Annotated in this window: 11 protein-coding genes and 1 tRNA gene; 11 read left to right on the top strand and 1 reads right to left on the bottom strand. The window is 73.8% G+C overall.

The features are described from left to right. Positions 1-33: 33 nt before the first annotated feature. The 7 genes from pyk to GPA02_RS00510 all read left to right on the top strand — a co-directional run bounded on the left by pyk (position 34) and on the right by GPA02_RS00510 (position 6,996). Positions 34-1,458, top strand: a complete 1,425-nt coding sequence (pyk, locus tag GPA02_RS00540; protein WP_156197896.1) for a pyruvate kinase — start codon at positions 34-36, stop codon at positions 1,456-1,458. A 62-nt stretch (positions 1,459-1,520) separates the two neighbouring features. Next, a complete protein-coding gene (locus GPA02_RS00535) occupies positions 1,521-2,195 on the top strand; it encodes a hypothetical protein (RefSeq protein WP_156197895.1) in 675 nt (224 codons plus the stop codon). Continuing rightward, positions 2,188-2,868 (top strand): hypothetical protein, encoded by a 681-nt coding sequence (locus tag GPA02_RS00530; protein ID WP_156197894.1) that lies wholly within the window; start codon positions 2,188-2,190, stop codon positions 2,866-2,868. Before GPA02_RS00535 ends, GPA02_RS00530 begins: the two co-directional genes overlap by 8 nt. Then, complete coding sequence (locus GPA02_RS00525) at positions 2,861-3,544, top strand: hypothetical protein (RefSeq protein ID WP_156197893.1); 684 nt, start codon at positions 2,861-2,863, stop codon at positions 3,542-3,544. Before GPA02_RS00530 ends, GPA02_RS00525 begins: the two co-directional genes overlap by 8 nt. A 75-nt stretch (positions 3,545-3,619) precedes the next feature. After that, complete coding sequence (locus GPA02_RS00520) at positions 3,620-4,429, top strand: siderophore-interacting protein (protein WP_156197892.1); 810 nt, start codon at positions 3,620-3,622, stop codon at positions 4,427-4,429. Between the two features lie 61 nt (positions 4,430-4,490). After that, positions 4,491-5,909: a coiled-coil domain-containing protein gene (locus GPA02_RS00515; RefSeq protein WP_156197891.1), complete on the top strand. Its 1,419-nt coding sequence runs from the start codon at positions 4,491-4,493 to the stop codon at positions 5,907-5,909. Beyond that, positions 5,902-6,996 (top strand): DivIVA domain-containing protein, encoded by a 1,095-nt coding sequence (locus GPA02_RS00510; RefSeq protein WP_156197890.1) that lies wholly within the window; start codon positions 5,902-5,904, stop codon positions 6,994-6,996. The genes GPA02_RS00515 and GPA02_RS00510 overlap by 8 nt, the downstream gene beginning before the upstream one ends. A gap of 467 nt (positions 6,997-7,463) precedes the next feature. On the opposite strand, the gene GPA02_RS00505 is transcribed toward GPA02_RS00510, so the two are convergent. After that, positions 7,464-7,537 (bottom strand) — tRNA-Leu (locus tag GPA02_RS00505). A 98-nt stretch (positions 7,538-7,635) separates the two neighbouring features. On the opposite strand from GPA02_RS00505, the gene GPA02_RS00500 reads away from it, so the two are divergent. From GPA02_RS00500 to GPA02_RS00485, 4 genes are all read left to right on the top strand, one after another. Beyond that, the gene (locus tag GPA02_RS00500; protein ID WP_414635317.1) at positions 7,636-8,280 is read left to right on the top strand and encodes an ANTAR domain-containing response regulator; all 645 of its coding nucleotides are present in this window, start codon (positions 7,636-7,638) and stop codon (positions 8,278-8,280) included. 146 nt (positions 8,281-8,426) lie between these two features. Then, positions 8,427-9,002: a GNAT family N-acetyltransferase gene (locus GPA02_RS00495; RefSeq protein WP_162457661.1), complete on the top strand. Its 576-nt coding sequence runs from the start codon at positions 8,427-8,429 to the stop codon at positions 9,000-9,002. A gap of 381 nt (positions 9,003-9,383) precedes the next feature. Continuing rightward, positions 9,384-10,652: a quaternary amine ABC transporter ATP-binding protein gene (locus GPA02_RS00490; RefSeq protein WP_240133798.1), complete on the top strand. Its 1,269-nt coding sequence runs from the start codon at positions 9,384-9,386 to the stop codon at positions 10,650-10,652. Beyond that, positions 10,649-11,659, top strand: coding sequence for an ABC transporter permease (locus GPA02_RS00485; RefSeq protein ID WP_156197886.1), 1,011 nt, complete (start codon positions 10,649-10,651; stop codon positions 11,657-11,659). Before GPA02_RS00490 ends, GPA02_RS00485 begins: the two co-directional genes overlap by 4 nt. Positions 11,660-11,701 lie beyond the last annotated feature (42 nt).

Below are 11,701 nucleotides of genomic sequence, written 5' to 3'. Positions count from 1 at the left end.
TCCTCGTTACCTACTTTCTCTTAGGGTTGATGCATGCGTAGAGCCAAGATCGTCTGCACGCTGGGCCCGGCGACCGAGAGCACGGAGATGATCCAGGCTCTCGTGGACGCCGGCATGGATGTGGCGCGGATCAACCGCAGCCACGGTGACGCGGACCAGCACGCCGTCGTCATCGAGCGCGTGCGGGCGGCGGCGGCCGCCTCCGGCCGTGCGGTCGCCGTGCTCGTCGACCTCCAGGGCCCGAAGATCCGCCTCGGTCGATTCGTCGAGGGCCGTCACGAGCTCGCCGAGGGCGACACCTTCACGATCACCACCGAGGACGTCCCTGGCACCAAGGAGCTGGTGTCGACGACGTTCAAGGGGCTGCCGGACGACGTCAACCCCGGCGACGTCATCCTCATCGACGACGGTCGCGTCGCGGTGCGGGTGGTCTCGGTCGAGGGCCCGCGCGTGGTCACGCGCGTCGAGGTCCCCGGCCCGGTGTCGAACAACAAGGGCCTCAACCTGCCCGGTGTCGCGGTGAACGTGCCGGCGCTGAGCGAGAAGGACGCCGAGGACCTGCGCTGGGCGCTGCGGCTCGGGGTCGACTTCATCGCGCTGTCGTTCGTGCGATCGGCGCGCGACTACGACGACGTCGCGGCGATCATGGACGAGGAGGGCGTGACCGTCCCGGTCATCGCCAAGATCGAGAAGCCGCAGGCCGTCGAGAACCTCTCGGAGATCATCGACGCCTTCGACGGCATCATGGTCGCCCGCGGCGACCTCGGCGTCGAGCTGCCGCTCGAGGAGGTGCCGCTGGTCCAGAAGACCGCGATCGAGCTCGCGCAGCGCAACGCCAAGCCGGTCATCGTCGCCACCCAGGTGCTCGAGTCGATGATCTCGGCGCCGCGCCCGACGCGCGCCGAGGCGTCCGACTGCGCCAACGCCGTCCTCGACGGCGCCGACGCGGTCATGCTCTCGGGCGAGACCAGCGTGGGCGACTACCCGGTCGAGTGCGTCCGCACGATGGCGCGGATCATCGAGAACACCGAGGAGCACGGCCTGGAGCGGGTGACGCGCGTGACGGCGCCGCCGCACACCCGTGGCGGTGTCATGACCCGCGCGGCCAAGCAGATCGCGGAGTCGCTCGAGGTCCGTTACGTCGCGTGCTTCACGCAGTCGGGCGACAGCGCGCGCCGCATGGCGCGGCTGCGCTCGGCGATCCCGCTGCTGGCGTTCACGCCCCTGGAGGCGGTGCGCAACCAGCTCGCGCTCACGTGGGGCGTGCAGGCGTTCATCGTCGAGCAGGTCAAGCACACCGACGACATGATCGCCCAGATGGACCAGGTGCTGCAGACCAGCGGGCTGGCCGACGTCGGCGACCCGGTCGTCGTCGTGGCGGGCCTGCCGCCGGGCGTCGCGGGCAGCACGAACTCGATCCGGCTGCACGCCATCGGGGACCAGATCGTCCACTCCTGACGGGTCCTCCTGCCCATCGGCGCGCCGCGGGGCGCCCGCCGGGCTGTGTTAGAACTCTGCGCATGGGGAGACGACGGGCGACGGCGCTGGCCGCTGCCGGGCTGGTCCTGGCGCTGGCCGGGTGCAGCAGCGACGGCGACGCGACCGGCGGCGGTGAGGGGGCCGACGGCTCCGGCAGCGCCGCGGAGCGGCCGACGCCGATCGACGCGGCGCTGCTGGAGTGCGGCGACCCCGCCGGCGCCGACCCGACGCTGCAGCTCTCCGAGGTCGACCTGACCCAGGTCACCTGGGAGATGCCGTCGGGGTTCGTCGAGACCTTCGCCTACAGCGAGGACCTGCCGGTCGAGCACATCGAGTCGTTCTGGGCCGCCGAGCCCGAGGAGGACCCGGTGCCGCTGAACGTCCTCACGGTCGTGGTGTACGGGCGGATGGACTGGAGCGGCGACGCGGACGAGTGCGGCCGGGTGCCGATCAGCGCGGTCGACGAGCGGCTCGCCGGCTACCACGAGGTCAACGGTGCGCAGCCGCTCACCGAGGTGGAGCAGGTCGAGCTCGCGGGCCTGCCGGCGCTGCGCCAGGACCTGGAGCTGCCCGACTACTCCTACCGCGGCTACTGGGTGTTCGGGCGCGACCAGATGGTCCACCTGTACTGCCAGTGGACCTCGGAGGCGGAGCAGGAGCGCGTGCTCGCCGGCTGCGAGGAGCTGCTGGCCTCGTTCGAGGCGCCGGGTGCGTAGCGCCCGGCTGCTCGCGTGCGCGGTGCTCGCTGTGCTGCTCGCGGGCTGCGGGATGCTGCCGGGCACCGGGGACGAGGAGCCCGACGACGTCGCGACGTCGTCGCCCGGCGAGCCCGCGACCATGCCGAGCGAGATCCCGTCGTGGCTGCTGGAGTGCGGCTCCTCGGACGACGAGCGCGACGAGCTGCAGCTGAGCACCCTCGACCTCACGCAGGCGACCTGGGCGATGCCCGCCGGCTTCCAGCGCGCGAGCGGTTACGTCGAGGACAACCCGGTCGAGACGCTGCACAGCATCTGGGTGGCGGAGCCGGCCGACCCGCCGCTGCCGAGCCTCAACGTCGTCAACGTCGTGCTCTACACCGACGTCGACTGGGGCGACCTGGCCGACGGGTGCGGCCGGGTGCCGCTCGCGGCGGTCGAGGAGAAGCTCGCGCGCTACCGCGACCAGATCGGCGCCACCCCGATGGGCGAGGCGACGATGACCGAGGTGTCGGGCCTGCCTGCGGTCACCCAGGAGGTGGGGCTCGCCTCCTACGACTACGTCGGCTACTGGCTGTTCAGCTCCGACCAGCTGCTGCACGTGTACTGCCAGTGGACCTCCGACTCCTACCGGGCGACGATCACGAGCGGGTGCGACGAGCTCGTGGCGTCGGTGCAGGTGCCTGGTGCGTGAGGCCGCTCGCGTCGCGAGCGGCGCGCTGCTGCTCGCGGCCGCGCTGGCCGGCTGCGTGCCCGGCGCCGACCCGGGCGCCGGACCGGGATCCGACCCGACGGCGTCGACGTCGGCCCCCGGCACGGGCTCGACACCCACCGAGATCCCCTCGTGGCTGCTCGAGTGCGGCGCCGACGACGGCAAGGACCAGGAGCTGCAGCTCGCGGACCTCGACCTGACGACGGCGACGTGGGCGACGCCGCCCGGCTTCGAGGTCTCGACGTCCTACGTCGAGGACAACCCGGTCGAGCGGATCCACTCGACCTGGTACGCGGTGCCCACCGACCCGGTGCTGCCCTCGCTCAACGTCGTGCAGGTCGTCGTCTACGTCGACATCGACTGGGGCGACCTCGCCGACGAGTGCGGGCGGGTGCCAATCGCCGCCGTCGAGGAGAAGCTCGCGCGCTACCGCGAGCAGATCGGCGCCGAACCGCTGTCGGAGGCGCGCACGACCGAGCTGGCCGGGCACCCCGCCATCCGGCAGGACATCGGTCTCGACCGCTACTCCTATGCCGGCTGGTGGCTGTTCAGCTCCGACCAGCTGCTGCACCTGTACTGCCAGTGGACGCCGGACGGTGACCGCGAGGTGATCGAGCGCGGCTGCGACGACCTCGTGGCGAGCCTCGCCGTCGGCTGACCAGCGTCCGGACTCTGGCCGCGGCTCGGTCGGCCGCGCGACGGCGGCTAGGCTGCTGACCCGATCGGAGGGGACATGACGCAGCCAGCGCGCGGGCGGGGACGCCGTCCGCAGACGGTGCTCGAGGTGCTCCGCACCGAGCGTCTCGGCCCGCACCTCGTGCGCGTCGTCGCGGGCGGCCCGGGCTTCGCGTCCTTCCAGAACAACGCGTTCACCGACCGCTACGTGAAGCTGTTGTTCGCCGATCCCGCCGCCGGGCTCGAGCCGCCGTACGACCTGGAGGCGCTGCGCCGCGACCGTCCCGAGGCGCTGCCGCGGCCACGCACCTACACGGTGCGCTGGGTCGACGAGGCCGCGCAGCAGCTCGCCATCGACTTCGTGCTGCACGGCGACGACGGTCTCGCGGGCCCGTGGGCCGACCGTGCGCGGCCCGGCGACCGGCTGGTCCTCAGCGGCCCGGGCGGGGCGTACGCCCCCGACCCCACCGCGGACTGGCACCTGCTCGTCGGCGACCTCGCCGCGCTGCCGGCGATCGCGGCCGCCCTCGAGGCGTTGCCGGCCGACGCCGTCGGGCACGCGGTGGTGCAGGTCGAGAGCCCGTCCGACGTCGTGGACCTCGCCCGGCCCGACGGTCTCGAGGTCACCTGGGTGCACGGCGCGGACGAGGAGGCGCTCGTCGAGGCGGTGCGGGCCCTGCCCTGGCGCGGCGGCGACGTCCAGGCGTTCGTCCACGGGGAGCGCGGCGCGGTCAAGCTGCTGCGTCGCCACCTGACCGACGAGCGCTGCATCGACCGCGGCAGGCTCTCGATCTCGGCCTACTGGGCCCGCGGTCGCGTGGAGGACCAGTTCCAGGCGGAGAAGCGCGAGCCCGTCGGTCAGATCTGAGCCATGAGCGACGACCACCGGGCGGTGGGCACCGGAGGAGCCCGCGACTACGATGGCGGGCGTGGTGGTGCCATCCGCGGGCTCGGGGGACGTCGGTGACGTCCACCGTCACACCGTCGAGATCCTCCGCACGGCCCAGGAGCACGCCGACAGGCTGCGCGCCGAGGCGGAGGCGGAGGCGCGCGCGCACGCCGAGCGGCTCGCCGCCGAGCGGCAGGCGCAGCAGGAGGCCACACAGGCGATCGAGACCGCGCGGCGCGAGGCCGAGCAGGACCGGCAGGCCGCGGCGCGCGAGCTCGCGGCCGCCCGCGAGGACGCCGGGCAGGCGCTGAACGACGCCGCCGACCAGGCAGCCGTCGTGACCGCGACGGCGGAGCGGACCGCCGCGGCTGCGGTGACCGCCGCCCGCGAGGAGGCCGCGCGGCTGGTCGAGGACGCCCGTGCGCGCGCGGAGCAGCTGCTCACGCAGGCCGAGGGCGAGCGCGACCGGCTGCGCGCCGAGACCGAGCAGCGGCTCGCGCAGCAGGTACGGGACAACGACGAGGAGATCGCGCGCTACCGCGCCGAGGTGGAGGCCTGGGCGCAGGCGACCGTCAGCAGCGTGCAGCACCGCCGCGAGGAGGCCGAGGCCGAGGCGGCCCTGATCCGGGGCGAGGCCGAGGCGACCCGCGAGAAGCTCGTCACCGCCGCCGAGGCCGTGCTGGCCGAGCACACGGAGCGTGCGGAACAGCTGCTCGCCGACGCCACCCAGGAGCGGGACGAGCTGCTGGCGCAGGCGCGCGAGGAGGCCCGCACGACGATCGCGGAGGCCGAGCAGCACCTCGCGTGGGCGCAGAGCACGGTCGCCGGCCTGCTCGCCGGTGCGCACGCCGAGGTCGATGCCATGCGGCGCCGCTCCGCCGCCGACCTCGCCGCGCACGCGCGCCGGGTCCGCACCCGTCTGTCGGTCATCCTCGCGCGCTCCTCGCACCGCATGCGGCAGCAGCTCACCGAGACGCGGGCCGCGGCCGAGGACGCCGAGGCACGGGCGCTCGCCCTGGTGCGGGTCGCCGATGAGGACGCTGCCGCCACCCGGGAGCGCGCCGAGCAGGAGGCCGAGGCGGTGCTCGCCCGGGCGCAGGCCGAGGCCGACGCCCAGGTGCGCCGCGCCGAGCAGCGGCTCGCCGACGCCGCCGACGGCGCGCGCATGGTGCGCGAGCGCGCCGCCGCCGACCTGGAGGCGCTGCAGCAGCAGACCTATGCCGAGACCGCGCGTGCGCGCGCCGAGGCCGTCGAGCTGCTCGACACCGCACGGCAAGACGCCCAGCAGATGCGCGAGGAGGCCACCCGCATCCTCGAGGAGGCCCGTGCCGAGGTCGCCGAGCTGCGCCGCCGTCGTGAAGCCATCGCCGAGGAGCTCGGAGAGCTCGCCGGCGTGATCGAAGCCCTGTCCGTCCCCGAAACGGCGGACCCGTCCTCCCGAGGAGCAACGAATGTCTGACGCCACGTTCCGCACCGTTCTGCGCGGCTACGAGCCGACCGAGGTGGACCGGTACGTCACCTCTCTGAAGGAGGCGGCCGAGGCCGCCCGGCAGGCGGTGGCCGAGCGGACCGTGGAGCTGGAGCGCGAGCGCGCCCAGCGCGGCCAGACCGCCCAGGAGCTCGAGCGGCTGCAGGCCCGCGTCGCCGAGCTCGAGGCGACCGCCGAGGAGCAGACGGCCAGCGCGCCCTCCTACGCCGACCTGGGGGAACGGATCGGCCGGATCCTCAGCCTCGCGCAGGAGGAGGCCGAGGAGCTGCGCAGCAGCGCCCAGGCCGACGCCGACGCCCTGCTGCGCGACGCGCAGGAGAAGGCCGAGCGTCAGGTCGCGCAGGCGCGTGCGCACGCCGACGAGTCGATCTCGCGCACCGACGCCGAGGTCGCGAAGCGGCTCGCGGACGCGCAGCGCCGCGCCGACGAGATCCTCGACGTCGCCGACCGCGAGGCCGCCGCGCGCCGCGAGGAGGCGGAGGCCGTGTTCGAGCGGCAGCGCGCCAAGGCCGCGGCCGCCGCGACCGAGTTCGAGACCACGCTCGCCGAGCGGCGCGAGCAGGCGTCCGCCGAGTTCGCCCGCGCGCTCGCTCAGCACGACCAGAAGCTCGCGGCGGCCGAGGAGCGGCTCGCCGCGATCGAGAAGGAGGCCGAGGAGCGCAAGGCCGACTCCGAGCGCGAGGCGCAGCAGCTGCTCGACGGCGCACGCGCCGAGGCCGAGCGGCTCGTCCGCGAGGCCCGCGAGACGGCCGAGAAGATCAAGCGCGAGTCCGACCGCGAGCTCGCCGCCGCCGCCAGCCAGCGCGAGGCGATCACCGCGCAGCTGTCCAACGTGCGGCAGATGCTCGCGACGATCGGCGGCGGGGTCTCCGGTGCCGCCCTCAGCGCGCTCGTGCAGGAGCCCGCGGCGGCCACCGAGCCGGCCGAGGCGGAGGCCAGCGGCGACGCGACCGACGCGGCGGACGGGTCGGACGCGGCGGACGCGGCGGACGGTGACGTGACGAAGACCACGGCCGACGAGGCGTCGGAGACCGTCGAGGACGAGGCGCGCCGCTAGCGAGCGCGGCCTGGTGCGCGCGTGGGGGCCGTCCTCGCTCCGGGGCGCGTCACCGGCGGGTCGGCAGGAGCGCGCGCCCCGAGTGGGAGCCGGCGTCTCGTCGTGCTCGTTCTCGCACGCGGCGCTGGCTCCCGTCATCCCGCGCGGGGCTCCTCGCTGGCGCACTGGTCGGCTGCTGCCCCGAGTGGGAGCCGCCGTCTCGTCGTGCTCGTTCCTCGCACGCGGCGCTGGCTCCCGTCATCCCGCGCGGGGCTCCTCGCTGGCGCACTGGTCGGCTGCTGCCCCGAGTGGGAGCCGCCGTCTCGTCGTGCTCGTTCCTCGCACGCCGTTCCGGCTCCCGTCATCCCGCTCGGGGCACCTCGCTGGCGCTCGGTGCCCCGAGTGGGAGCCGCCGTCTCGTCGTGCTCGTTCCTCGCACGCCGTTCCGGCTCCCGTCATCCCGCTCGGGGCACCTCGCTGGCGCTCGGTGCCCCGAGTGGGATTCGAACCCACACTGGATCGGGTTTGAGCCGATTGCCTCTGCCGGTTGGGCTATCGGGGCACAGTGACGTCGGTCTCACCTGCGTCGACGCGACGGAGCACTACGCTACCCCCGTGACAGAAGCGAACGGTAAGCAGCCCAGGACGCCCGCCGACGACGTGGTCCTCGACCTCGACCACGCCCGCCAGGCCGAGGACGCGCCCGCGCCCACCGGCGCCGGCGAGCGCCGCACCGTGGTCGTCGCCGAGGACGAGCCCCTCATCCGGATGGACGTCGTCGAGACCCTCAACGAGGCCGGCTACGACGTCATCGGCGAGGCCGGCGACGGCGAGACCGCCGTCAAGCTCGCCACCGACCTCGAGCCCGACGTCGTCGTCATGGACGTCAAGATGCCCGTCCTCGACGGCATCACCGCCGCCGAGCGCATCACCAAGGCCCGGATCGCCCCGGTCGTGCTGCTCACCGCCTTCTCCCAGACCGAGCTCGTCGAGCGGGCGCGCGACGCCGGCGCGATGGCCTACGTCGTCAAGCCGTTCACGCCCGCCGACCTGCTGCCGGCGCTCGAGATCGCGCTGCACCGCCACCGCGAGATCGTCGCGCTCGAGGCCGAGGTCGCCGACCTCACCGACCGCTTCGAGACCCGCAAGCGCGTCGACCGCGCCAAGGGACTGCTCATGACCCGCATGGGCCTGACCGAGCCCGAGGCGTTCCGCTGGATCCAGAAGACGTCGATGGACCGCCGCCTCACGATGCGCGAGGTCGCCGACGCCGTCATCGACCAGGTCGGTCGCAGCGAGGGCTGAGAACCGTACGCGACACGGTTTCCATGCGTAAGGTGTCCCAGGGACCACGCTGGACCGAGACCGGAAGGGAGCGACGCGTGCGGCACGGCGCGACAGCCAGGCTTGCCCGCCCCGACGACCTGCCACGGGTCGTGGAGCTTCTTCGGATGGCCCGTGCGGACTCACCGCTCGGGCCCCAGCTGTGCAGCCCCGACTCCTCCTCGCTGGGGGAGCAGGTGACCGTGTGGTGCACGATGCCGGGCGCCGCCCTGCTCGTCGCCGAGGTCGCCGACGACGTCGTGGGCGTGGCCCTCACGCAGCACGTCGACGTCAACCTGTTCGCCGACGTCGCCTACCTCCAGCTGGAGGCGCTGTTCGTCGACCCGGCCCACCGGCGCCGCGGCGTCGGCCGCTCGCTGATGTCCCTGGTCGCCCACGTCGCCGCCGAGAGCGGTGGCAGCCACGTCGTCACGCAGCCGCTGAGCGGCAACCGCTCCGAGCAGCGTTTCCTGTCGGGCCTGGGGTTCTCGCCGGCGGCGACGCGCCGCATCGTCGAGACGCCCATGCTCCAGCGCCGCCTCGACGCGCTCGCCAGCCCGCGCCGCACGCGGGGCATCGACGAGCTGATCGCGCGCCGGCGCCGCTCCCGCGGGCTGCCTCCGACGCCGCCGAGCGGGATCTCGTTGGGCGCCCGCACCGGTCGCGGTACGACCTTCGTCGAGCGCACCTCCGCCGAGACCTAGGTCACAACCACCTCACGGCCGAGCCATCGCTCGGTGAGTGCTGGGTCACGATTCGCTAACGTTCGCTCTCGGCGAGGACCGCGCACGATCCGCACCAGCATGCGGATCCTCGGAGGTTGGCCCACGGATCGGGCGGGTGCGCCCACCGTTGTACCTTGCTACGGTGCTTGACGGTCCCTGGACGCCTGCTGGCAACGGGGACGTCAAGCCCAGGCCGCGGCCGCCACCGGGGGGATGGCGGGCGTACGGCACCCGGGGTGGCGCCCAAGGCGTGGCGCTCGGCACGACCCGCCCCGGTGGCCCGGACCGTAACCCAAAGACCTCGCCGTGCACGCACAGGTGCCGCGAGGCACAGGACACGTGACCGAGACCATCCGAACCGTGGCCGAGCCGTCCGAGGCTCCAGCCACCCACGCGCTGCGCGTCGAGGGCCTGTACAAGGTCTTCGGGCGGGGGGCTCCCGAGGCGGTGCGCCGCCTGCAGGAGGGCGCCTCGCGCGACGACCTCCCGCAGGGGACGACCGCAGCAGTCATCGATGCCAGCTTCGAGGTGCACCCCGGCGAGATCTTCGTCGTCATGGGGCTGTCGGGGTCGGGGAAGTCGACCCTGATCCGCACCCTCAACGGCCTGCTGGAGCCCACCGCGGGCACCGTCGAGATCGGCGACGCGCTGGTCTCCGGTGCCTCGGCCGCGCAGCTGCGCGAGGTGCGCCGCTCCCGGGTCTCGATGGTGTTCCAGCACTTCGCGCTGCTGCCGCACCGCACGGTGCTCGAGAACGCCGCCTACGCCCTGGAGCTGCGCGGCGTCCGCAAGGCCGAGCGGCTGCAGCGTGCCGAGGAGGCCCTCGGCATGGTCGGGCTCGCCGGCTGGGGTGCCTCGCTGCCCTCGGAGCTGTCGGGCGGCATGCGGCAGCGCGTCGGGCTGGCCCGTGCGCTCGCCGCAGGCACCGACATCCTGCTCATGGACGAGGCGTTCAGCGCGCTCGACCCGCTGATCCGCAAGGAGATGCAGGACCAGCTGCTCGAGCTGCAGTCCAAGCTCGGCATGACGATCGTCTTCATCACGCACGACCTCAACGAGGCGATGCGCCTGGGCGACCGCATCGCGATGATGCGCGCCGGTCGGATCGTGCAGGTCGGCACCCCCGAGGACATTCTCACCGACCCCGCGAACGACTACGTCGCCCAGTTCGTCGCCGAGGTCGACCGCGCCCGGGTGCTGACCGCGAGCTCGGTCATGGAGCGCCCGGTCGCCGTCATCGGCCCCGAGGCCGGGCCGCGCACGGCGCACCGCCTGATGCGGGAGCACCAGACGTCGTCGCTGCTGGTCGTGAGCCGCGACCGGCGGGTCCTGGGCGTCGTCCACGAGGACGACGTCGCCGAGGCCATCCGGCGCGGCGCCGAGGCGCTGCCGCGGCTGTCGGCACGTGAGGTGACCACGGTCGGGCCCGACACCCAGCTCGCCGACCTGCTCGCCGACGCGGCCGCCACCCGGTCGCCGCTCGCCGTCGTCGACGACGCCGGTGTGCTCGTCGGGCTGATCCCGCGTGTGACGCTGCTCAGCGCCCTCGCCGACCCGAACGGCTCCGGGCACGAGACCGACGCACCCGAGCCCGACGCCGCCACCGACACCCAGGGAGGTGCCCGATGAGCTGGCTCCCGCAGATCCCGCTCGGGTCCGGCGCCGCGGCGCTCGTGGCCTGGATCAAGGCTCACCTGCCCGGCCTGCTCGCGGGCATCCAGAGCACGTTCAACACCGCCGCGACGACGATCACCGACGTCGTGCTGCTGCTCCACCCGCTGCTCGTGGCCCTGCTCGTCGCGCTGCTGGCCGCCTGGGTGCGCTCGCTGTGGTTCGCCGCGTTCGCGCTCGTCGGGCTCGTGCTGACGATGAGCATGGGCCTGTGGACCCAGACGGTCCAGACGCTGTCGATGGTGCTCGTCGCGACCCTCGTCGCGCTCGTCATCGGGATCCCGCTCGGCATCCTCGCCGCCAAGAGCTCGGCCGTGAGCGTGGTGCTGCGGCCGGTGCTCGACTTCCTGCAGACGATCCCGTCTCTGGTCTACCTCGTGCCGGTCGTCATCTTCTTCAGCATCGGCTACGCACCGGGGATCGTCGCGACCGTGGTGTTCGCGATCGCACCGGGCATCCGGCTCACCGAGCTGGCCATCCGCCAGGTCGACGCCGAGACCGTCGAGGCGGGCGAGGCGTTCGGCGGCACACCGTGGCAGATCCTGCGCGGCATCCAGCTGCCGCTGGGGCTGCCGACGATCATGGCCGGCGTCAACCAGGTGATCATGCTCGCGCTGTCGATGGTCGTCATCGCCGGCTTCGTCGGCGCACCGGGCCTCGGCCAGTCGGTGACCAGCGCCTTCAGCCGCGTCGACGTCGCGCAGGGCTTCGAGGCCGGGCTCTCGATCGTCATCCTGGCGATCGTCCTCGACCGGCTGACCGGCGCCGTCGGGCAGCCGACGCCGCACTCGCTCGCCTCGCGCCTGCGCGGTCGTCGCCGGCGTGCCGCGCAGGCCGCCGTCGCGGCCGAGGCGAGCAGCACGGCCGGTGCGGGCAGCACCGCAGGCGGCGCCGTCACCGACGCACCGCAGCGGACGGGCACCGCGGAGCCGGAGGCCACCGGCGCGCCCGAGCCCGTCCACTGACCAGACCACCCACCGTCGAACCAGGCACCGCCTGGAGAGAAG

This window comes from Actinotalea caeni, assembly GCF_009733795.1.
GTDB lineage: Bacteria > Actinomycetota > Actinomycetes > Actinomycetales > Beutenbergiaceae > Pseudactinotalea > Pseudactinotalea caeni.
Note: the sequence above shows the minus strand (reverse complement) of the source record. Positions and strands in the feature narration are given on the sequence as shown.